The following is a 22,984-nucleotide window of genomic DNA, read 5'->3' as shown; positions in this document are numbered from 1 at the left end:
AGCGCGCGCCACTTCGACGGCCACCTTCCCGTCGGCGACGCACGCGGCGGCAGGAGCGAAACGACCCCTCTCGCTCGACCACAAAGCACTCGAAGCATCAGAATCCCGGGTACTTTCGCCAAATCGTCCCGCCATCTCGACCGTCGAGATCCCAGTGGGTGAAGTCGAGTAGGTCTGTGGCAACTTCTGTGATGACGTCGCGAAGTTCCAGTTGTTCCAACCACGCGGCCGGAATCGCATTGACACCGTACTGCGCACCCAGGAGGCTTCCTGCGATCGCGCCGGTGGAGTCGGAGTCGCCGTCGTGGTTGACGGCGATCACCACCCCTTGCTCAAGGCTGTCCGAAACCAAGGCAGCGTAGATCGCGATGGCGAGCGCCTCTTCAGCAACCCATCCCTGGCCAATTCTGGCGATCGCTTCCGCATGTGGTGCACCGGAATCTGCAAGTGCTAGCGCTGCGGTAATCGCGCCGAGCGTTTCCTCGTGGTCCGATTGTTCAATGAGTACGGCTGTCGCGGCGTCAACGGCTTCGCGCAAGCCGACGCCGTGAACCAGCGAACAAATAACCGCAGCAAACACACCCGCAGTCAGCCTGCCAGTCGGGTGTCCGTGAGTTAGTGCCGCCAACCCGTCGCCAAGCTCGAATGCTCTGACGGAAGAAGACTCCGGATATCCGTCACCGAGGGTCGCGGTAAACAGACCCGCAGGAGCTACGCGCATCACTCCCCCGCATCCTTTGCTGTCGTTGCGAGCCGACTGCCCGAGATGGCTCATTTCACGCAGGGCGGACAGGCAGGTGTTACCAGGCTCCCGCCTGTGATGCAGTTCAGGGTGTGCGACCAGCCATCCCGGATCCCCGTCGATCATCAAATCCCTCGGCGACTCCTCACCCTGTGTCTGTAACCACCTCAGGTAGGCGTGCGCGGTGACACCCACTTCAGAAGTGACTCCTTTCAGACACCCCCGAACCCAGCTTCGCAGCAGTCCCTCCGCGGTGAACAGCGTCATCTGCGTATCGTCGGTGACCGTGCCGGTCCCGCCGAATGCGGGCTCAAACTGCCTGATTCCGTCCGGACCGAACGCACTGAGAATCTGGGTTCGGGACATGAACTCGACTGGCGCACCCAGTGCATCACCGGCCGCTCCGCCGAGCAGGCAGCCGAGGTATCGGGTCCGAGTATCTACTGCTGGAGTAAGTTCCGACGAGTGTGTGCTCGAGATGTACGGATGCCATCCGTGCTGGCGCCAACGCCCACTTGGCCGACGCGCCTTGACCTCTCGCAGACTCTTGCCGACGTACTTGGCTTCCAGCTCGGCGTCTGGCGCGCCGGTGTATCGCCATAGTTTCGGAATCGGGCGACCCCGGTCGTCGCGCGTGTGATCCCAGCTTTCCGCGCGATGAACTGCACGGACGATGTCGTCGGCGAATACAAACACCGGCAGATCAGGGACGTCTCTTATCGCTCCAGCCCTCCAGTCACCGCGCGCCCAGGCGTAGATTTCGTCCGGTGTCGCATCGGGGCGCGATGCCGCGTTCACCTTTATAAGCGCGCACGTACGCGGAAGGTCAGGTACCGGCTCGGCCGAATACAAAGTCACAAGTTCTTCGGCGCGACGAAGACCGAACTCAGCCGACACATGGCCACCCTGGACGTTGGTGAGGGTCGTCCCTGCCACGGTCATCAGATCAATCATGGCTTGCTCGATTGCAAACGCCTCACTGTCCGGGGTCGAATTGCCTCCTATCGCGTGCCGCAAAATCCAGTGTTCGACGCCGAAGCCCTCTTGGAAGATCTCACGAATACGGCCCTCCTTGGCTGAGCGGGTGGTCTCCGAATCCTCGGAGCCGACCAGTTCAGACCGGTCTGGTTTCGCATTGCCGATCGCCGCTTGGACGTGCTGATAGACCCGATTACCCTTGCCTTTGCCGACATAGAAGACCTCACCGTTTCGTGAGTCGACGAGCGCGTATACGTAGACACCCAGTTTGGTCCGCACCTCGACCGGAACACTGTCCGGAACAACAGCTGCGGGAGCATGCGCAGGGCGCAGTAGTGACACCATCAGATCACTGAGAGTCCCGATGCCATCGCCTTCTCCAGCAATTCCCGCCCTGAGCGAGGCGACCGCACTACTGGAATCGCGGAAGCGTCGTCCCGAAGATCGGGCCATCCACGCGGCGGTTTCGAGGACGTTCTCGGCACCCGTGGTGGCCTGCCCACCTTCCATAGCAAGAGTCTTAGTGAACTCGCTGACTGCGTCAGCCGGCAGTTCCACGACTGCGATTCCCGTCATCGGTTCTCCTTCGTGTCCATCAGTGGTGGCTTCTGTCCGCTGCCAACCTCGCGCGCGACGACCCTCGCGATACTCGGCATGATCCCTCGCCGCAATCTCGAGTGCAGAGCCCCAACCTCTAATTCGTCGGCCACGGCGTCAGTAAAATCCGACGGACCAGCGCCCTTCATGGTAAACCGGCGACGAAGTGCGGAAACTGTAGGCATCACACGTCAGATAGGCCACAACTTTCGCCGCCGCCTGTTCGTGTTTCCACCCCTGTTCTCCCGTGACCCGAAGGGATTTCGCTTTCAGGGCACGCGCTCGTTGTTTCGTTCCTGTCAGGACGTCCTGCCACGACTCCTTCGACACGTCGGCTCGGACGATATAGATCGCGTCCTGACCCGCCATGGGGCTCACAGCCACCGCGTGCTCGGAGCCGCCAGACATGATGACCAGGACGTGGTAGTCGGATAACGCACCGCTCAGGGTATCGCGCGCTTTCAGTGACGGGTCAGGGCGAATGAGCCGAAACTGGAGGCCTACAACCCCAGTCATCTTTGACTGAACCATTTCGAGCACACTCAATCTGTCCTCGTCGTAGGCCACCGGCCGAGGCCGACGTAGCCGGCGCGTCTCCTCGTCAGCCTTGATCTGCTGAAACGCCGACCGGGTGCCCGGGGGGAGTATTTGCCGATCCAGGTACTCGGCGGGCGGTTTGGGTGGACCGAGTTGTCGCGCGAGGCTCGCGAGCTCGTCGAACTCTCCGGACAAGATTTGGTCAGTATCGACGATTGTCTGCCACCTTCGGTCTTCGAACTGACCAAGTTCTCGAGTGACATAACGATAGGCTTCGCGAGCGTTGGCAGATAGTGGCGTGCCAGACCCTTTACCCTCTAATCGCGACACCCGGTCGGCAGCGGACTCCACAGCCCGGGTTGCATTGTCTATCCACGTATCATCAGACGTCATCGCAACGGCGACCAACGAGTCAAGCAGTTCGTGCGCTTGATCAACGTGTTGTTCGTCGGCGGACTTGATTTGGTTCACGAGGCTTCCAAGAGTCAATTCAGGATTCGAAAGCGGCCCATGCCAGCCAACATCATCGCGTAGCGCGCAGACCCTCTCGCGTTCTCGATTGACAGTGTCAGCAATGAGACGCAGCTGCTCTGTGGGATCGTCTGGATACCGGACTTTACCCTCTCCGTGATCCCGAATGAATCGCCATCCGAGATAAGTACCAGCCTGCTCTGGGCTGAACCGCGAAAGTTTCGCTGACATCGATCGATCTGCTTCGCAAATCGCGGGAAGTGCGGCGAGCAAGCGATTAATGTTGTACATCGCGCACGTTAACCTCTGTCCTGTTAATTTGTCCCGCTCGCAATCGCTACTTGGTTGAGGTAGCCGACAGCCGCCTTCATCAGCTCGGCCAGCGTGTCGGCCGAGATCCGGGACCGTTACCGGCTGCATCGATAGCGTCGAGCCACATCTGCAACATTCGCTCCTTCGCGTCAGCCCCCGGACGCACCGTGGGTGTCCGTGTCAATTCAGCGTGGGGCGCCGGAGCACACACGGTGGGGTTACCGTAGTCGACGACGCTGACATTCGCCGGAGGAGCGCGCCCCGTTCAACTGTCCGGGCGACGCCTACCCGATGTCGTGCCCGAGCCCCACACACGTGGGAGACCCGGCAGCCGTGGACTGACGACACGTAGATCCTCATCGCTCGGCCGCGCGCAGAGCACGTTCGCCGACCGCCGCTTACCCGGGCCGACAGAACACCAGCTCCAGCCGAGACGCGGAAAAACCCTCCAGCGCAACCTCAAACCACTGTGCCGGTTTCACCACCGCATCGAAACCTTCGGCAGGTGGCGCGACTCCCAGGACGAGTACCTCGCCGTGTGGTTCGAAGCTCCCACCGGCCATACGTACCTGGGCAACCCATACTCCGGCGAGACCTGTTCGCGTCGTTGAAGACCCAGCCACCCGATCACCCGGCGCGGCAGAGACTTACCGACGACGCGACCACCGCACCGACACCCATCGTCGACAGCAAGACGCGTGGGACCGAAACAACCCGCCACCGTTCTGACACAGAACAAGTGCGCGGGCGGCTGAAGGCCGACGTCGATCCGCCGAAGTAATGAATCCGCTCAGGGGTAATTCTCGAAGCGGTATTCGACACCGCAGGCACGGATGGCTTCGTCGAGTCGGTAGGCGTTGTCGCCGGACCAGCGCTGTTCGAGCAGATCGATGACATCGGCGTCGGGTTCCCCGCCGAGTGCAACCACTAGCGCCGGCACGTCCTCCGCGTTGATCGAATAGAAGTATTCGTATTCGCCATCGTCACTCATGCTCGCCGTTACCGGGCCGAGGTCTTGTCCGCTGATCAGAAGCGAGCCGTCGCGTTTAATGCGGGCGTCGAGTTTAAGGCAACTCCCGTCCGCGCGGCGCTCGTTCAGGAGGGTCACGCTCCGGCTCGCGTCGCGTTGCTCAACAGGAGACGCAGGGGCCGGGGCGGGATCGACAGTGTCGGACGTCCAGCCAAACGTAGCGGCGGCGGCGGACGCGGACCCGCGTCCCCACAATGTCAGTCCGCTCGTACTTGGAAACCCGACAAGATCACGGAGCAGCCAGTTGAACTCAGCGGCAACCTTTGCCGCGTCGCCAACTGTGACGGTCTTGTGGAAGCTCTCGGGCGCGTTCTCGAATTGTTCCCAGCCGCGTGCCAAGAGTTTTCGAACAGAGTCATCATCGAAGCCCGACTGGGTGAAGTCGAGGTTGATCTCACCGGATCGAGCCCATGCGCCGATGCGTCGGCCGATCAAGGGGTTCCCGTCCAACCCGATCAGGAGAGCGTCCCCGTAGTCGAGTCCGGCTTCGCCGCTGAATCGTGCGAGTGACAAAACAACGAACATTTCGAGGTCGTTCCAGTCGATCCCGCCGCCCTCTGAAAGCGTGCCTTGAAGAGGCCAGAGGTCATCGGACTCCACGTCCGCGTCAGCCATCGTGAGGCCCATCGCTTCAGGGAACGCCTGAAACACCAGGCTCGCCGTTGTGTCCACCATCTCGTCCACTGCATCGGGTTCGAGCGCGACATACTCGGCTAGAATCGACGTCAACCGATTGGCCTCGTCAACGCCGAATCGGTCGACGAACTCGTCGATCGCAGGCTGGGAAAGTTCGTTCGGAAGGTCCGGTCGGCCAATGACGATCGCGGCGCGCGGGTACAGGTCGAATGTCGGATGCGATTCGAGGTCAAACTGGACAAGTTCCGCCAGTCGAGTACCGGCGCCGGGAATCAGATCGCGGACACGCTGATCCAACCGGTGGTTTTCGAGGATCTGGTTTGCCGCAGCGAAGGCCCGAGCGTAATCCTCGTCGAGCCCCTGCTCCTGTTCGGAACGGACGTGCAACTCGGCAGCTTCCCGCCACTCGTATGCCGGCGGGCCGAACTGCAAGGCAGCGGCCGCGCGCAGTGCGAGTGCCGCGAAGCGTTCTTCAGCCTCCTTCCAGGACAGGCCGCGGAGCCATTCCATCACCATGTCGCGGTTGAGGCCAATTGTCCTCGTGGACTGGTCGATTCGGTACGGACCGGCGGCCTCATTTTCCGAGCCGATCTGGAACCATTCGACCGAAGCGCTCCCTGCGCATCCGGCCGCGCCCAACACCTCGCCGACCAGACTTGACGCACTCTCTCGAAGTGCGTCCCAGTCGTCGTTCTCCATTAGGTCTCCTTGCTTCGGACTTGCCTCGTCCTCGTCCTCTACCTCTTCGTACTCCGCACATCACGTTCGACGACGGTCGCCTGCCCTGGCCGGCAGAACACCAACTCCAGCCGAGACACTCTCTCCCCGGTTGCATTTCGCAGCAGATCGGCGTAGATCGCGAGTTGCGCCCAGTACGCCTCGAGGGTGTCAGCGGACACTCCGACGTCGGTCTTGTAGTCGACGATGACCAACGAACCGTCGTCGTCGCGGTACACCAGGTCCGCGATGCCCTCGACCACGGTGACACCGTCGGGCCCGGGACCGGCGAGCTGCATCTCCTGCCAGTACTCGCGGACGGCAGCCCGCTGAACCGGTGCCGACTGCAACGCCGACCGAGCCAGCGCCACGAACTGATCCGCGTCGACGACGCCCGCGAGTGCGGCCGCGCGCCGGGCAGTCTCGTCGAATTCGTCATCGACAGCAGTACCCAACCCGACCTGTTCGAGCAGCGCGTGCAGGGCGGTACCCAGCGTCGCGCCGCTGTCAGGGCTCGCGGTGCCGACCGGGACCTGTTCGGCTACCGGCGCCGTCAGCCGTCCGGAATCTCGGTACCCCTGCAGAACAGAGGCTTCGGCGTCATCGACGCCGTGGACGATCCGCGTCGCCGAGTAGGAGGCCCGGAGCGACGAAGCCGTCTCGATCGCAGCGGTCTCTGCCGCCCAGTCGACCCAGTCCTGTCGTTCGTGCTGGGCGATCGCTTCGTCGTCGCGCCTGACCGGTTCGACGAGCTCGGGGACGTCGTTGGGCAAACCCTCCAGTGCGGGTGCGAGCGCGGCTCCCCAGGATGCGTTCTTCCCGACGTATCCGGAGACCGCGAGGTGACTCTCGGCGCGCGTGCACGCGACGTACAACAGGCGCTTCTTCTCCGCCTCGGCGTGCGCCTTCTCGGTCTTTGCCGCTGCCTCATAGCCTTTCGACGTCACGTTCTTCGACGCGCATGCCTGCAGCTGCTCGTCATAATCCCACAGCAGCGGTTCGGGCTGGCTGCGGAATCCGCCGCTCATGCCGGCGACGACGACCATCGGGAACTGTAAGCCCTTGGCGGCATGGATGGTCATGATGCGCACGGCGTCGACACCGATCTCGGGGAGGACGGTCTCGGCGACGCGCGCGTTCTCGTCGGCCTGGGTGGCGGCCCAGTCGATGTAGTCGCGCAGCGAGCCGCGGTCTTCGGCGTACCAGGCGCGGGCCTGGTCGATGACGAAGCGGAGACGCCGCCAGACGTCGCGGTGACGGGGCGAGTCCATGGACACCTCGAACACCCGACGATCCGTCGCCTGGCGGCTCAGCAGTGCGCCCGGGTTCAGGCCCCCCAGTTCCAAAGACAGCGCCCTCAGGTATGCACATGCGGCCGCCACCGGCGACCCGGCCAACTCTGTGGTGGGCGCGTCGGCGTAGATGCTCCATCGGCCGTCGGCGGCTTTCCAGCGGAGCAGGTCGTCGTCACCGCAGCCGAACAGTGGGGTACGCAGGGCGGCGACGAGTGCGGCCTCGTCTGCCGTGTTCGCCAACGCGCGACAGGTGACGAGGAGGTCGTGCACCTCTTGCGTCGAGTACACCAGACTCGATGCCTCCGAACGGAACTCGATGCCCGCGGCGTCGAGGCTCTTCTCCAGGAACGGCAGTACCGCGCGCGACGGGATGAGGATGCAGATGTCCTTCCAGCGCAACGGGACATGCTGGTACGCATCCCCGTCGAATGTCTCCTTGCACCAGCCGTTCTCGATGGCGGTGGCGATGATCTTCGCGACGTCGCGCGACTCGCGTGCGCGGAGGGCTTCGGCGGGAGAGAGTGCGTCCTCGTCATCGACGGGTTCCTCGGTGTCGGGGAAGACGAACGGCTTGGGCCCCCAGGAGAGGTCCCAGCGGGGTCGGCCCGGGGCCGGGTCGAGCGGCGTGTAGTCGGGCTGCACGTGATGCTCAGCGACGATGAGCCGGCCGAAAACAGCGTTGACCCAGTCGAGAACGGGCCGCGTGGACCGGAAGTTGGTGGTCAGCTGTACGACATCAGCGGGCGGGGTGCCATCCCGCGCGGACATGTACGCCGCGATGTCGGCGCGCCGGAAGCGGTAAATGGACTGTTTTGGGTCGCCGACGGTGAAGAGCCGGCCGGCTTCGTCTCGACCGGCGACGATGCGTTGTGCCAGTGTGAGTTGCAGCGGATCGGTGTCCTGGAACTCGTCGAGGAGGACGCGCTGGTAGCGCTGATGGGCGGTCGCGGCGACCTCCGGCTTTCCGAGTACGTCGCGGGCCAGGACGAGCAGGTCGTGGAATTCGAGCTGGCCGCTGCGCTGCCGCTCGCGCGCCTCCTCGAGGACGATCTCCGACAGGTGGCGGACCACGACGCGCACCGCGCCGTCGACGTAGGTGCCGACCACGTCGGAGCAGATCTCCTCGCGCAGCGCCTTGGCGGCGGCCTTGATCTCTTTGCATTGCGCCACACCACCGCGCCACGCGGACCCCCGACCCACGTTGCCGAGCTTCGGGCACAGGTCCACCATCGGAACCCACCCGAAGGAATCGCGTTCCGCGGCAACCAGGATCCGCCATTCACGGAGTTCCTCGAGTTTGACCGCGAGCTTGTCCTCCGGATCGAGACAATCGTCGAGCTTGTCGATGATGGCGTCGGTCTCCCACAAGATGCGGTCGATGTCGGCGGGTGCGATGCCCTGCGGGTCGTCGTCGAGAGTCAGGCGATCCCAGTTGCGGTCCAGCGCGTCGGCGAGTGTGCGCATCTGGTCGAGCGATGCTCCGGCGGCCATCACGATGCCCATGGCGTCGACCAGCATGGGTGGGGCGTCGTCGGTGAACAGTCGGGTGCGCATGCGACGCCAGCGGCGTTCGAAGGACAGCTGGGAGCCCATGGCGTCGACGACCGCGATGTGTGGTGGCACACCGGCTTCGAGGGGATGCTCGCCGATGATGCAGGCCGCGAACGCGTGCAGCGTCCCGATGGCTGCGGTGTCGATCTGTTCGAGAGCGGCTCGCGCACGGTCGGTGTCGTGTCTGGCGAGTTCGACACGCACGCGTTCGCGGAGTTCGGCTGCGGCTTTCTCGGTGAAGGTGATGGCGGCGACGGCGTCGAGTTCGATGCGGTCGTGCAGCACGAGGTGACAGATGCGGCCGACCAGCGAATGGGTCTTGCCGCTGCCGGCGCCGGCTTCGACGAACAGGGTGGCGCCGGTGTCGGTGGTGATGCGATCGCGCGCAGCCTGGTCGGCGAGTTGTGCTGCGGTCATCTCAGCCTCCGTACTTCTGCACGTAGTCGGACAGTTCGTCGACGTGTTCCAGTGCGGCCCAGGCGCGTCGCAGCCCGGCACGTCCGAGGAGGTCGATGACGGGCAGGTCCCAGTGGGTGTCTTCGATCTTGGGCGGGAAGTAGCCGGCCCGGATCGACTTGTGCACGAGCGTCATGTCGTCGATGAGGGTGGCGACGACATCGGCGGTGACGGGGTAGCCGACCGAGGCGAACTTGCCTTTGCTGGTGATGAACCAGTACCGAGCTTCGACGTCGGCGCCGAAGGTGCGGGCGAACAGTCCGTAGACGGGAAGCTGGAATTGCAGACCCGAGTTGGTGGGTGTGCTCTCGGCGAGGTCCTTGTACTTGTCGGCCTTGCCGGTCTTGTAGTCGGTGACGCGGATGCGGCCGCCATGGTGGCGATCGATGCGGTCGATCTGCCCGCAGAAGCGAATCTTGTTCTCGCCCAGTGCCAGCGAGACCTCGTGAGTGCCGGGCGCGTCGAGGCCGAAGTCCGCCTCCGCGTGAGTCGGCCGCCAACCGTCGGCGGCGTCGGTGTGGTCGTGGGTGAACCATTCGTCCAGGTCGCGCATGATGGTGCCGCGGTCCTTGGCCCACAGCTGTTCGAGCCAGCCCGGACTGTTGGCCTGCGCCTCGTCGAGAACTTTTTCAGCAACAATCCGCAGGCGGGCGAGATCGAGCTCTGCGCCGTCCATGGTCGCGCGGACGTACCGCTCGAGAATGGTGTGGATCAGGGTCCCCCGCGTCAATGCGTCGATCTGGGCGATCTCGTCGGGGTCGTCGAGGGCACGCAGGCGCAGGATGTGTTCGAGGAAGTACTGGTAGGGGCTCTGCACCCACAGTTCGAGGCCGGTCGGCGACACCGGCTGATCGAAGGTGGTGATGAGTCCGCTGACCGACGACAGGTTGCCGTTGAACCGGGTGAAGCGGCCGTTGAGGCGGTCGCTGCGCATGTGCATGCCACGGTTGATGATCGGATCGTCGAGCGCGCCGCGACGACTGTCTGCTGGGACGGCGGCGAGTTCGCGGAGGCGCCATTCGGTGTCGGAGGCCGCGGAGGCGCCGATGCGCTCGTCGGCGCGTTGGGCCGCGACGTCGAAGGAGTCGACTGCAACGATCTGCGGCGAATTCTCCGTCGCGCGTTGCCAGTTGACGACGTCGACGTCGCGCCCGGCGAGATCGGCCAGCGCCGGGAGTAGCCAGCGGGACGGTACCTTCTCGGCGCCGCCGCGCAGGTTACCGCGCGGGAACGTGACGACCCGTTCGGCGCGGCCGGCGCTCACAGCACCGGCGAAGGCGAGGCGTTGGCGTTCCATGTGATCGCGGGCGGTGATGCCGATCAGTTCCGGCGGGAGAAGCGGGTCGTCGCGGCGGGGTGTGGGCACGATGCCTTCGGCAGCACCGACGACGACGCAGACGTCGAGGTCGCGGCCGACTCCCGATGAAATCGGTGCGACCGTGACGCCTGCACCCGACGTCCCGTGCATGCCTCGGTGCGCGTTCAGCCGGATCGAGACCGCGTCGAGCACCCGAGCCGCGGTGGGTTGCGGTGCGATGCCGTCCATCAGGGCGATTCCCGCGCAGTCGGCGCGGATCGCGGCGAGGTCTGCGACCGCGGTCTCGCGTTTCGGCGTGCGAAAGTAGGTGGCGAGCAAGGTGTTCAGATGTCCGGCGACGGTGGCCCAGTCCGGCGCGTCGACGAGAGCGCGCAGGTCGGCCTGCAGGCGACGGACGTAGGAGTGGACGGCAGCGGCCCTGGCGTGGTGCTTCTCGTGCGCGGCGACGCGGGTGAGGCGCTCCCAGTCGTCACCGCCGACGATGGGTTCGTCGCTGCGCGTGAGGCGTTCGATTTGAGGCTGCGTGATCGGCGTGTCGTCGAGTTCGGGGCGTCGGAGTGAGCCTTCGGCGAGGAGGGTGAACAGTTCCCGTCGGGGCATCGCGTCGTGGTCGAGTGCCAGCAGACCGAGTAGTGCGCGACCGGTGGGACGGTCGACGAGGGTGTGGCATTCGGGTCCGGTGAACGCGATGTGGCCGGCGGTGAGGTGCTCGTGGAGCAGCGGCAGGTAGGGGTCGTCGGTGCCGTAGAAGATGCCGATGCGGTGGCCGGGCACCCCGCTGGCGAGGTGTTTGCGGACCAGCCGGACGACAGCGCGGATCTCGTCGTCGGCGTCGGAGGTGTGGATGACCTGGGTGGGTGAGACGTGGGTGTTCGCGTCGATGGTCTCGCCGCAGCGCCGGAGCTCACGGAGAAGGGCTTGCTCGGCGGGCGTGTGAGCGGCCGGGTGATGGACGATCACCGACCCGAGCTCGTCTAGTCGTTCGGCGGCGACCGAATACGCCTCCTGCTGAGGGTAATACGAGCCGGTCAAACGCTCCGTGGTGGCGCGATGGATACGCAGCAGATCGGCGACGAGGGGCGTCGGCGACTGCATCGCCGGCTCGGCGATACCGGTGAGTTCCCAGGCTGCGCTCGCGAGCGCCTGTGACGTGATGGGCTCGTCGGCAACGTCGGCGAAGACGCCCGGCGCGTCGGCGAGGACCCGCTGGACCGCCGCCTCCAGGAGCGGATACTGCAACGGTTGGCGAGGCGCGAGAGCGGGTGCGGCAAGCTTGTCCACCACCTGCGCAAGCGTGAGGACGCTGGTGTTGGCCACTCCCTGCGTCCGCGCCAGGTGATGCAGGACGTCCCGGCCGGAGCCGTGGCTCGGCACGATGACGGTGACCTGGGTCAGCGGTGAGCCGGACTTGGCGCGGGACACCGCCTCCGTCAACTGGTCCATCACGGTGGGCATGGGGTCATCATGCCTGGTGGGTGTGACATGGTGACCGAACCTGCGAAATCCTCTCCAGCCCCATCGAGCGAACAAAGTGCACGACACGTCTGGGCAGCAGACTCGTTTAGCGTCGCGGGAACGCTATTCCCCGCTCGACGCCCCCGTTGCGATTCCGGTGCCAACAGAGTTATAGATTCGTTTGACGGCAGTCGTTCTCGTACCGGGTTCCGAAGGAATACATGCATGGGTTCATCGCTCGAGGTTCCGAGTGTCAGCAGCATTCGGTCTGCACTGCAGGACATCCCAGGGGCCATGCGGGAAGACGTGCCTCTCCCCGAGTTCGTCGAGATCGGCGGCGATCCGGCGCTCGAGGTACCGAACTCCACCGACCTATCGGTCGTGGGTGTCGACACCGAGGACTTTGAGATCGAGGACCAGACGTTCGCCGACGACCCCATGGTGTTCTTCGAGGTTCCACCGGAGATCACCGACGACGACCTCCGGAACGCGCTCGGAAAAGAGCGCCTGGAGCAATTGCAGCGTCTCGAACAGATCCACGGCTTAGACGCTCTCGGATGGTACGTCACATTCCACCAGCGCTCCTATCAGCACGGCGTTCACATTCCGTTCGACGGTGTTGTCTACCTGGCCATCCGAGCTTTCAGTACCCTCCCACTACCGACGTCACGAAAGGTGGAACTCGCCTTCCACGCAATCGCACGACACGAGCTGTTTCACTTCTCGGTGGACTGTATGGCGGCGAACTGGGAGCTTGCCACCGGAGTGAGCGTGTTCTGGCCTGCGGCGGCGGAGCTTCGCAATTCGAACGGGTACGACGAATTGGAAGAAGCCCTCGCCAACGCCTACATGTTGCGCGGCTTCCGCCACCCGAGCCAGGTCCTGTCCAACTCGGGTGGCGCCTACGGCGCACTTAAGGAGTTCTGCAAGCAGCAACCCGCCGGGTACTGCGACGGTCCGGATTACGCGCGGTCCCGCAGCCATTACCTCGACCACTGTCGCCAGCTCTCGCGCGATCACCACAAGTCCTCCGCGCCGACTTGGCGTGCACCCGACGCTCTGGACCCCCTGATCTTCTACCCGGGGCTGGTGCGCGTCGACTGGACCCGCTGCCCGATCATCGTCCACGATCGCGACGATCTGCTGATGACGCTCGGGATCGGGATTTCGGCGTTTCGCACGATCCTGGAGATTACGGAAACGTCAGGTTTCACACGATCACTGCGCAAACTCGACAAACGCTTGCAGAAGCAATGGCAAATACGGAAGGCCGACTTGAAGAGGTCGACCGCACTTAAGAGTCTTGATTTCAAACGCTGGAAACCGGGTGGCCCGAACTACTACTCGGTGCGGGTGGACAGCAACTTCCGAGCCCACCTTCGCTATAATCCGGATGAGACAGTCTGGGCCGCAGAGGACATCGGCAACCATAAAGCCATGGGGCACGGCTGAGGACACCTTCTCGACGAGTCCGCGCGGCGCCATGTTTGCTCTGGAGTCCGCGCCCACCGGCGGGACGATCAGAGGTTACTTCCCTCCTGTACCGCCGTCTCCAAGTCTTGGACTATCCTTCGTAGACTCTCGTCGAGCGCCGCCTGCTCACCCGACTCGGCGTCGATCAATGCCCGTACGTCTTCGACGAACGGGGCCCACGCATCGTTCGCCTGACGCGTACATTCACTCACCGCTTCCGTCAGGCTGTAGGCAGCCGCACCCTGACCACCCGCCATGGCGGCATTCCGGTCATCCACGATCTTCGCGATGTACAGTGCGACGGGAAAGGCCGCTTCCGCGATGGCAACACCTCGCACAGTGTGGTTGGAACCCTTTGCAGAAGAGGCTTTCTCTTGGACACCCTGCGTCGCCTTCAGCAAGGCGATCAACATCGGCCCCAGGTCCTCCACGTGACGCGAGTATCCACTGTTCGGATCGACTGTCGGCGCCGAGTCAACCGAAGCGACAAGCGAGACGAAGCCATCCCACGAAGGCCTGGCACGGTCCCGGTCGCCCGCCTTGCCGATCGATGTTTTCAGTCTCTGGAGGCGTGCTTCATGCTTGGTGAACCAACGATCAAGTGCGATCTCGATCTCGCGCTGTAGATCTCGGGCTGAATTGTCTTGCGCGGTCCACGATTGGTCGAAGACCTCTTCGACCAGACCGTTCAAGTCCGCGCGCGCTGCTCGGTCCAGGACTTCGAGCTCACTCAACCAACTGTTGCGTCGTGCCACGCCGTGCGACGCGACTTCGGCACTGGCCGTGAACTCGGCCAGCCGATCGTGCAATTCCCGAAGAACCTCAGAGACAACCGCTTTCCAGTACCGCTGACCTGCTGCGCGTCGGAGTCCCGATAGCGACGCCGTCGAGATCTGCTCGATAGCGTCGGCCAGTTCGCGCATGCCGTCCCAGTCTCGATAGGCATCCCATTCCTCGCGATCCACGTCGAGGTCGGGACCTGCCGTCTGGAAAGGGTCTTGAGCCACGACATACACTCGTTCGCGATCCACCTGATCGAACACGTCGAGAAGCTCCCGCACCTTGCGGTCGCCCAGTTCACGGTAGCCATCCGCGTCGTACTCAGGATTCGCGCCGGCCTCGTCGAAACGCGAGATGACGAACCACAAGGCACCCTCTGGCCATCCAGCGCAAGCGACCTCCCGAAGTACATCGCGCTCAGCGGTGGCGAGTTGCGGTGTCAGAACCGCAACCCCGATGTCGGTCAATCCGACTGCTGCCAGCGCACGTTCGGAGTTGTTCTGGGCGCGAATATCGGATGCGCCGACCACGAAGCCCGGTGTGTCTCGTGCGATGCAGCCGGCGAGTTCCACCTCGTTCACTTCGAAGGTCTCGTGGCGCGCGCTGATCGTCAGCCATTCGGGAACCTGGGCTCCCGCATCGATGAGCAGACGACGCAGGAGCGAACTCTTACCCGTGTCATACGCGCCGAAAAGAGTCACCACAGGACGATCCAGCCGCTCGAACGCGGTCCACTCTGTCTCATACCGCTCGGCCAGCGAGCCGCCAGGGATGTGCTCTAGCCACTTTCGTACTGCGGTGATGTCGATCTGGTTCACGCCCGCCCACTTTCTGTGCCGGTCAGTTCATCCGCGGAGTCCAGTAACGCCTCGACTCTGCGCGCTCGGGCGGACGCAGAACCCACAAGGTCCTGAAACACCCTGGTGCGCTGGGAGTGCTCGTCAAGCAGCGCTTCGAGCTCTGCCATTCGCTCGACGAGGAAGCGGACGGGACCGGGTTCCTCGTCACCGTCCACGATGCCGACCAGTAGTTCCTCAGCGCGCCTGTCGATCGCCTCGGCGGCACGAGCCTGCTGGTCTTGATGCTCGTTAGCCTTGCGCGCGTCATTCGCCATCGCCGCAGCGTCGGCCGCGGCGGCGACGACTGCCAGGACCGCACCAGCCTTCGCCACCTTCGCTCCGCCTTTCACCGCGCCCCAGGGTTTGAACTTGTGGCCGAGTTGCTTACCGATCTGGTAGACCGCGTCGCGGCTACCAAAGGCTTTCACCAGCGGCGCGAGGTTTCCGGCTGTCTCGCCCACACCCTCGGCCACGTCGTCGAGCCAGTCGCGGTCGGCGGTCTGGAAGCCGACGCCGTCACCGGTCATCACCTCGAACTGGGCTGAACGGCTCTCGCGTCCGATGGCCGACTCGTGTTCACTACGCCATTCGTCGATCGTCTTCGCCGCCTCATCGAGGAACCGCTGCAAGTCCGTTTCGACTTGTGGCTCCCGCCACCAAGTTTCGACGAGGTCCCTCAGTTTGGCGTTATCCTTGCGGTCGATCCCGTGGACTCTTGACTTCGCGTCCGATGCAAGACGCTGGATGATCCTGTGAGCTCGCTCGCGGAGAGAATCCGAAATGATCGACGCATCCGTATGGGCCGCCCGCACAGCACCCATCAGTGGTTCGAGTCGATGAATATCGGCACGGACTTCGTCCTGCTGAAGATGAAGGTCTCGCATCCTGCGCTTCAGCGCCGTGACAGCGCTATCGAATGCAGCGGCGACACTGGCCGAAGACACCACGTCGTCAGGCAGCTCCGCAATTGCCTCGATCAGTGCACCGACACCGTCCCAAGCTCTGTTCCCGTCGAAATCATGCTTGTCGAGTTCGTGGTCTCCGCCCGCAAGTCCATAAGGATCTCCCGACAGGACATGTACCCGGTCGACCCCGACGTCGATGGAGCGCCGCGCGAGAGCCGCGCACAGCTCCTCGCGTTTCCGCTGCGCCAGATTGAGAAAGGTGTCGGGCGTCGTCAGCGGGTCCGCACCCAGCTCGTCACAGCGGTTGATGAGAAAGATCATCCGGTCTCCTTTGGCAGCGTGTTCTGACGAACCACGCGCAAGTTGCTCCAAGAGCGCGGTGTCGCCGACGAGGAGGTTGATATGGACGACAACGAAGACGAGTGCCGACTCGACAGCCGACTGGACCGCGTGCTGCGCATGCCCGGGATCTCCGCCCTGCAATCCAGGCGTGTCGACGAGGTCGAATCGGGGCAGCTCGTATCGGTCGGATGCTTCGGTTGCGGGGACCGCGCGGATGTCGATCGATTCGGTCGCACGCACGTCGTTCTCGAGAAGTATGCGGCGGATCAATGACGATTTACCTGAGTTGTAGTCACCGAAGACAGACAGGACGGGTTTCGCGCGTGCCACACCCGAAAATGACTGTGTCACTTCAAGAAGGCCAGGGTCTCTCAGCGCCTCCGCTTCGACCTCATCCCGCCAAGCTCTGATGCTCACGGTCGGCGGTGCCGCCCACAGTTCGATGATCGCGTCGCACAACCTGCGTTTGTCTGATTCGTGCCGCTCCGCATACATGACTCGTGTGCCGGGGTCCACTTGTGGGACGTGCCCTGAGGAATCAGCACTGTCGAGCCAGTCCTCTCCCAACAGAACTCGAGTCAAGTCGGTGCGTGTATCGGCGAGTTGCTCCTGCGCGCGAATGAGGACGTTTTGCGGCGCACGAGAAGCCCCGATCGAGTTAGCGCCGACGTTCAGCGCGTCAACCAACTTTTCGACCCGGCCACGTGCCCTTCGGAGAAGGACTGTTTGTGTGAGCAGTTCGATGGCCGACTCCGACACGAGTACCCACGCCGCTTCACGACTCCCACGGACAACGAGATTCTCGTAGTCATCGAAGGTCTGGTTCACCGCGCGATGGCTATTCGCGATTGCCTCGACTCGCGCTTTGCGCGCGGCCTCTTCAGACCGTTCACTCAGACGTTTACCGAAACGCTGCTGAAGCTGACCTGCGACTCCGACGCCAGCGACAGCCACACCGGCGACCCAGCCAGCGGGATTCCAGAAGTTCGCGATCGCAACCGGCACCGCGAGCGCACCGAGACCGACGGCAATGCCCCCACCTTGGACGAACTTGCCCGCCGCCCCGCTGCCGTCCGAACCTCGGATGGCAGCGGCACGCGCGGTCGCAGAATGGTCCAGCACAGACTGTTGCCCTGCCGCCATGTCGAGTTCACGCTCGAGGAACGTCTGCCGGTCGGTCCACACTGTGTCGATGGCCGTTCGGATCGCAGTTTCGTCGAACACGGCCTTCGTGAACTCCGCTTCATCGATGGTTCGATGGTCGTTAAACGCATTCTCAATCAGCTCATCTGCTGCGGTTCGCGCCTTCCGGCGACACTGCGCCAGATGAGAGGCGCTGAGGTACCGGACGTAGCGATCCAACGAGCCCTTGGCCGGGGACGTGTACGGGCGGCCCCTGGTCGCTTCCGCAGCTGCGACGAGATCCACTTCCGCGGGCTGCAGCCATTTTTCCCGTTCCTCACCCTCCGGATACCCGAGGATCGCGAACAGGGATTCGATCTCGCGATCGAGTGCACCCGCTTGTTTCTCTATCGCACCTGCCAGCCGGCTCAATTCTTCGGCCGACCGCTTGCAGCGCGCCCGGACATCCTCGCGCAGCGCGTTGAGACGCAGGTCCGCGGCGCCCTCTACGATCGCCGCGGTGATCAACCGTTCCAGAGTCTCGAAGTTCGACCAGCGCGTAAGCGTCTCGGTCCCGAATTCCTCTCGTTCATGAAGGAAGTCCTCTCGGCCCGGTCCGTGAAAAGGCGTGGCCGCCCGTGCGAAAAGGGCACGCCGACTATGCACCGCGACGACGGGGGTGTCCGGCAGCCCGATGTTCGCGAGCTCGGTCCGAATGTTGTCAGCATGCTGGCGAACCGATTCAGACAGGTTCTTCCGCCGTCTCCTCGGAACCTTGATCGGGTCCCGCCATCGCGGATTGCGAACGTTGAGCACTACCGCAACCGGCTTCCCGTAGTCGCGGACCCAGTCGGCGATCTTCGAGAACTCCATGGCTTGCTGGCTCTGGTTGTCGAAGCACAGGAGCACGATGTCAGCGATTTCCACCGCTCTACGTGCCCTCATCTCGAGGTCATCACGGCTTTCGGTCCTGCCCCAACCGTTGATCCCGGGAGTGTCGTAGAGCCGGCAACCGCGCCACTCGATATGCCGGACGTCGGTCGTCCAGTCACTCGCTCCGGGCGATACATAACTGCCGTCGAGTTCGCCGAATGCCGACAGGAGAGTGCTCTTGCCCACTCCGGTGCGGCCGAAGAACGCGATGTTGAACGTTCCGAGCGCGTCCCGTTCGCGGTCGAGGTGTGTTCGCAGCTCACGGGGTATCCCCCGAACGATGTCTTCGAGCTCTCGGATCAACGGAGGCTGCTCGCCCGCGTTATCCGCGCTTTCGTCCACGGTCTTAGCGAACGCGGCCACCAGGCGGTCTACGACGTCATCCAACAGGGACAGTTCCGCGCGACCTCGTTCAATCGCACCGCTGACGGCGTCTTGCAGGGACGTCGGTTCGGAAGTCATTCACCAACCCGTTTTCCGACTCCAAAGGCGGTTCCCCCACCCTCCGGCATTGTCGCCGACACCTCGCCCCCGCTTCCTTCCACCGAGCCCGTCACGAGCCTCCCACACAGAATGCACCAGAGGTCTGACAACAGCACCGGGTACCGCAAATGCGGCTCGAACCCGCGTGGATCGCAGCTGGCCCCTACGCACGGCTTCCTGTCGGACCACCGGCTCAACCCCCTAACGCTGCGCCGCCTCCGACAGCGCAGCGGGTAGAGGCAGATCACCCTGCAACGCGGCTAACGCATCTACGGCTGGACTTGATCTAGTCGGCCTCGTCAGGAAGTTCTTCGATCTCGGCAATCTCAAACTGGGTCGAGTCTTCTGAAGCGCCATGACCTACGTCTCGTGGAACCGCCTTACCCATCGCTTCCTCAACCAGGTCGCACAGACGTTTCCGCCGCTCGACGAAGAACGTATCGAAGTCATCGGTCCGGAGTGCCTGAGAGGGAACGAGGTGCGCCTCGAGCAGACCATCGACCTTACTTGCGTCGATCTGCGCCTTCTGCTCGATCTTGGACAGGTAGCTGGATGGCGCCGCGCCGCCGATCGTGCGGTTGGTCACCGCAGAAATCGCCGTCTTGTTTACGATGCTCTCCCGACGTTCGTCATCAATCGACTGGCTCTCGCACCATTTCTTCGGGAAGATGTGATGTATGTCGACCGCAAGGCTCACGTACTGCACTTTGTCGAGAGCCTTGTCCTCCATCCAGTCCCGAGCACCGTTGCCGAGCAGTAGAGCATAAATTCCCTTGTAGGCGGCCGCGTTACGCGTCCTAAGGGAGTGGAGCCTCGACTCGACGAACGTGGCGTCGTTGACAGTATTGGGCGTGACTGATCCGGCCTCGCCGGTCGCCCATTCCGGCACTTGCTCAAGGTCGCGAACGAACCGTGTCTCGATCGCACCGCCGTATAGCTCACCCAAGATGCCACACCAGAACCACCGCACCAGCTTCCCGCAGGGTCCGAGAAGATCGGCGTCGTGACCCATAACCACTCGGATGGCAGCGAGGGGTACGAGCTGCTTCGGATACGGTAGAAACTTGGTGTCGAACACATGGCGGTCAGCCAGAAAATCCGACGCCCAGACGAAAGCTTCCCGTAACGGACCGACCCACTCCAAGTAGTCGTCGAGCGTCAACTTCAATACGTACGTCTTCGCGCTTCGCAGATACGGCAGGCGGGCGAGGGCCGATGTGCGCAAGGTTGCGCTTACGAGTGGTGAGGAGCGTTACAGCCTGCAAGAAGTCGGTATTCTCGATGCCCGCGAGTACCGGATAGGCGGCGAACTTCGCCTGTGTCTCCTTCCAGTCATCGTTGAGCCGAAAGTCGGTGCCATGGGACTCGTAGTAGGCGGGGTCTCCGGCGAACGTCGCAGTCAACAACTCGAAAACATTGAGAGGGAGGCCACCGACATTGACTTTCTCAAACACTGTGGCAACGGCACCCTTGCTGGTGTCCTTGTCGAGTTCGATCGCCGGAATGGTGTAGGTACCAGTCGGTTTGATAACTTCGTCGTTGAACGCCTTGATGAGGCCGAGGTCATTCATGTCGGTCAAGAGCCATGTCATCGAATCCCCGAAGATCAGGTTCACTGGAAACAGGCCTGCTGCTCGCTGCTTCTCGGGTGTCGAAACATCGAGAACGATGTCTTTCCCAAAATTGGTTCGCTCTATACCGTCACCGGGCAGCGACAACACCGCCTCATCGATCCGGTCGTCACCTTCCACCGCCAGACGCATGTCAATGAAGTAGCGGCGGTCTATGCGTTTGCCTCGACTGTCCATCGTGTGCACGACACCGTCGCCGGTAAGTGCCTGGGTGAGCGACGTCAACCGCTGCTGACCGTCGAGCAACAACAGCTCAGCCTTCGTGCCGGCCGGCACACTTGCTCCCTCGATCGGGCGAGGTTTGAATCGAATTTGGTCGTTGCTTGTGTTGAGCAACATCACTACACCCAGCGGGTGCCTGCGGAGGACGGTCACGAGCAACTGGCGAATCCGCTCGTCTTCCCACTTGTAACCACGTTGGAAGTCGGGCAACTGAATCTTTCCGGACTGTGCCCACTTCAAATACTCGCTGAGCTCATACAGCGGTGTCTGAAACCCCATAAGTAGATGTTCCTTTCGCTCCAGTACACCTCGATTGGCGCCGGTTCGGTTACGCCGGTTCAGCCCGCAGACGTCGGTAGATGGCCGGGACAAGCTCCGACACCAACTTGTCTCGGATCACTGCGTTGTTCAGAATCTGGGTGGAGAGGTCGGCGTGCGCATCCATAGCCTCGATCACGGCTCCGTTGAACTCGACGTCGATGTCGGGGCTCGCCTCGAACTGGGATTGGGAGTTGTTGCGGGCCTGCATCTTCAAGTTCTCGCTCTCCTCAAGCTTGTTACGCAGATGCGAAATGACGCCCCGCACGTCGGCATCCGTGTGATCGCCTTCGAAGAGGTCGTTGATGGTGGCGATGACCTCGTCGAGCTCGACAAGGTCAGGGTCACGCACGATACCGCTGCCACCACCTTCTCCCGCCGGCTGCAGCTGCGCACCCCCCGGCAAGGGTTGCACTGCTTGTGGCTTGTTGGTTTTGCCGCAGATACTCGAAGTCCACGCCGGAGAGGTCGATGGCGTGCTGCACGTTTTCACGTCGGATGACCGGGGCCAGGTAGCGCAGGTAGATCGACAGCTTTTCCAGGTCGGGGTCTTCATAGTCGAACAGCTGAGACAGAAAGTCGTACTGACGAAGGAACGTGCCCACGTCCTTGCGGAACAGGTCGAGCTCGTCGGCTGCGACCGTGTCACCCTTGTCGACAGCCTCGCGTTCACGATCACGGAATCGGTGCTGCTCGATACCGCTTATCCCCATTAACCCACCACAGCTCCCCTGGATGTCGGGACTGTCTGCAAGACTGGTGTCGTCCAACCCGAAGAAGCGGCTCCGAAGGAATTTCCAGTGCCTCTGCCAAGTATTGACGTGCATTACCTCGACGTCATCTACTCGCCATTCAGCGGTCGTCCCGCAGAGGGCGACTTCGACCCCGACAATGAGGACCCTACTGCCCTTTTCGTCTACTACGGTGAGGCCACCCACTGGGGATACCTCAACCCAAAGCTGAGGGAAATTCTAGGAACAGACGAAGACGGTCTGGAACTCGAACCGGAGGACCTCGAGGCACGACTCAACGTTGACGGCGGCATCGTTTTGCGCGTCGACACCGACTGGTCTGGCGTCAACACCTACGGGTTCGCACCTGCGGTGAGCACGATCGAGTTCACACCGAGGCCGTGAGAAGACACCATCAGCCCGATGGTTCACCGACACCCTGGTGAAGTACGTCGATAGAGGAGACGCCGCGTGAGCCGCGACCACGCTCTTGCCCGCTTCGAGCAGCTCAGCCAACTGCTTCTCGCGACGCGTCGAGAAGGCCTGACACGCACCCTGACTCCTTCAGAAGTGTCACACGTCGACCGGTGGGAGAAGGAGCGCGCCCAGTTGCGCGAGCAGTTCCCCGACGTCGCCTTCGGTCGCGAGCAGCCGAAGCGCACCATCCGGATCCGCGACGCGAACGCAGAACCGCCCCGGCCCACATCAGCGGTAAAGACGCGCCCTGCCAAACCAAAGGCCAAGGTGAGCCAGAGATCAGATGGCTCAAAGAAGGAATCCGAAGCCCATTCCGCTGCGACGACGAAAGCAACCAAGGAATATAGAGCCCGACTGCTTGAGGAAGTGCATCGCGAAATCAAGCTTCTCCAGACAGCTAATATTCGGACCGGCCTAACCGCGGGCCAACAAAGCCGATTGCGCAAACTGAAATCGTTGAAGCGCCAGCTAGAGTCAACGCCAGCGAAGAAGGCGAAGCCAAAGAAGTTTGTCGTCGACAACACCCCTTCGCGGAAGACTTCTTCCAGTGGAGGCGGACGGATCGGGCTCATCAAGGTGGCACGCGGCGGCTTACGCCAGACCCGCGGGCGCTGAAACTCTTTCGGGCCCTCC

14 protein-coding genes and 1 pseudogene are annotated in these 22,984 nt (G+C 63.0%); 3 read left to right on the top strand and 12 right to left on the bottom strand.

Going from position 1 to position 22,984, the window contains the following annotated elements:
* Positions 1-97: 97 nt before the first annotated feature.
* From H1R19_RS04620 to H1R19_RS04600, 6 genes and pseudogenes are all read right to left on the bottom strand, one after another.
* Positions 98-1,222, bottom strand: coding sequence for an ADP-ribosylglycohydrolase family protein (locus tag H1R19_RS04620; RefSeq protein ID WP_372631870.1), 1,125 nt, complete (start codon positions 1,220-1,222; stop codon positions 98-100).
* 420 nt (positions 1,223-1,642) lie between these two features.
* Positions 1,643-2,065: pseudogene (locus H1R19_RS23445) on the bottom strand (LEM-3-like GIY-YIG domain-containing protein); the annotation flags it as partial.
* Positions 2,066-2,434: 369 nt separating this feature from the next.
* Complete coding sequence (locus H1R19_RS04615) at positions 2,435-3,616, bottom strand: hypothetical protein (RefSeq protein WP_219850679.1); 1,182 nt, start codon at positions 3,614-3,616, stop codon at positions 2,435-2,437.
* Between the two features lie 811 nt (positions 3,617-4,427).
* A complete protein-coding gene (locus H1R19_RS04610; protein WP_219850678.1) occupies positions 4,428-6,002 on the bottom strand; it encodes a hypothetical protein in 1,575 nt (524 codons plus the stop codon).
* Between the two features lie 38 nt (positions 6,003-6,040).
* Entirely contained in the window at positions 6,041-9,283 is a 3,243-nt protein-coding gene (locus tag H1R19_RS04605) for a UvrD-helicase domain-containing protein (RefSeq protein WP_219850677.1), read from the bottom strand.
* Position 9,284: 1 nt separating this feature from the next.
* On the bottom strand, positions 9,285-12,095 hold the full coding sequence (locus H1R19_RS04600; protein ID WP_219850676.1) for a PD-(D/E)XK nuclease family protein: 2,811 nt from the start codon (positions 12,093-12,095) through the stop codon (positions 9,285-9,287).
* 225 nt (positions 12,096-12,320) lie between these two features.
* Between H1R19_RS04600 and H1R19_RS04595 the strand changes: the two genes are divergently transcribed.
* Positions 12,321-13,547, top strand: coding sequence for a hypothetical protein (locus tag H1R19_RS04595; RefSeq protein ID WP_219850675.1), 1,227 nt, complete (start codon positions 12,321-12,323; stop codon positions 13,545-13,547).
* A 68-nt stretch (positions 13,548-13,615) separates the two neighbouring features.
* Here the strand turns inward: H1R19_RS04595 and H1R19_RS04590 are convergent, their stop codons facing one another.
* The 6 genes from H1R19_RS04590 to H1R19_RS04570 all read right to left on the bottom strand — a co-directional run bounded on the left by H1R19_RS04590 (position 13,616) and on the right by H1R19_RS04570 (position 21,913).
* Positions 13,616-15,166 (bottom strand): GTPase domain-containing protein, encoded by a 1,551-nt coding sequence (locus H1R19_RS04590; protein WP_219850674.1) that lies wholly within the window; start codon positions 15,164-15,166, stop codon positions 13,616-13,618.
* Positions 15,163-18,951: a GTPase gene (locus tag H1R19_RS04585; RefSeq protein WP_219850673.1), complete on the bottom strand. Its 3,789-nt coding sequence runs from the start codon at positions 18,949-18,951 to the stop codon at positions 15,163-15,165. The genes H1R19_RS04590 and H1R19_RS04585 overlap by 4 nt, the downstream gene beginning before the upstream one ends.
* A 307-nt stretch (positions 18,952-19,258) precedes the next feature.
* Positions 19,259-20,134: a hypothetical protein gene (locus H1R19_RS23155; RefSeq protein WP_244970872.1), complete on the bottom strand. Its 876-nt coding sequence runs from the start codon at positions 20,132-20,134 to the stop codon at positions 19,259-19,261.
* Positions 20,058-21,104: a DUF262 domain-containing protein gene (locus tag H1R19_RS23150; protein WP_244970871.1), complete on the bottom strand. Its 1,047-nt coding sequence runs from the start codon at positions 21,102-21,104 to the stop codon at positions 20,058-20,060. The genes H1R19_RS23155 and H1R19_RS23150 overlap by 77 nt, the downstream gene beginning before the upstream one ends.
* 49 nt (positions 21,105-21,153) lie before the next feature.
* The gene (locus H1R19_RS04575; protein ID WP_219850672.1) at positions 21,154-21,495 is read right to left on the bottom strand and encodes a hypothetical protein; all 342 of its coding nucleotides are present in this window, start codon (positions 21,493-21,495) and stop codon (positions 21,154-21,156) included.
* Positions 21,488-21,913 (bottom strand): hypothetical protein, encoded by a 426-nt coding sequence (locus H1R19_RS04570; RefSeq protein WP_219850671.1) that lies wholly within the window; start codon positions 21,911-21,913, stop codon positions 21,488-21,490. Before H1R19_RS04570 ends, H1R19_RS04575 begins: the two co-directional genes overlap by 8 nt.
* A gap of 51 nt (positions 21,914-21,964) precedes the next feature.
* On the opposite strand from H1R19_RS04570, the gene H1R19_RS04565 reads away from it, so the two are divergent.
* Together H1R19_RS04565 and H1R19_RS04560 are read left to right on the top strand one after the other, a co-directional pair.
* A complete protein-coding gene (locus tag H1R19_RS04565) occupies positions 21,965-22,279 on the top strand; it encodes a hypothetical protein (RefSeq protein WP_219850670.1) in 315 nt (104 codons plus the stop codon).
* Positions 22,280-22,345: 66 nt separating this feature from the next.
* Positions 22,346-22,966, top strand: a complete 621-nt coding sequence (locus H1R19_RS04560) for a hypothetical protein (RefSeq protein WP_219850669.1) — start codon at positions 22,346-22,348, stop codon at positions 22,964-22,966.
* The last annotated feature ends 18 nt before the right edge of the window (positions 22,967-22,984 follow it).

It is taken from the genome of Gordonia jinghuaiqii (genome assembly GCF_014041935.1).
Taxonomy (GTDB): Bacteria; Actinomycetota; Actinomycetes; order Mycobacteriales; family Mycobacteriaceae; genus Gordonia; species Gordonia jinghuaiqii.
This window is presented reverse-complemented; position numbering and strand designations above follow the sequence as displayed.

Excerpts from the sequence above, each read along its gene's own strand:
- H1R19_RS04615 (WP_219850679.1), bottom strand. The coding sequence starts at position 3,616 with ATGTACAACATTAATCGCTTGCTCGCCGCACTTCCCGCGATTTGCGAA.
- H1R19_RS04610 (WP_219850678.1), bottom strand. The coding sequence starts at position 6,002 with ATGGAGAACGACGACTGGGACGCACTTCGAGAGAGTGCGTCAAGTCTG.
- H1R19_RS04605 (WP_219850677.1), bottom strand. The coding sequence starts at position 9,283 with ATGACCGCAGCACAACTCGCCGACCAGGCTGCGCGCGATCGCATCACC.
- H1R19_RS04600 (WP_219850676.1), bottom strand. The coding sequence starts at position 12,095 with ATGCCCACCGTGATGGACCAGTTGACGGAGGCGGTGTCCCGCGCCAAG.
- H1R19_RS04595 (WP_219850675.1), top strand. The coding sequence starts at position 12,321 with ATGGGTTCATCGCTCGAGGTTCCGAGTGTCAGCAGCATTCGGTCTGCA.
- H1R19_RS04585 (WP_219850673.1), bottom strand. The coding sequence starts at position 18,951 with ATGACTTCCGAACCGACGTCCCTGCAAGACGCCGTCAGCGGTGCGATT.
- H1R19_RS23150 (WP_244970871.1), bottom strand. The coding sequence starts at position 21,104 with ATGGGGTTTCAGACACCGCTGTATGAGCTCAGCGAGTATTTGAAGTGG.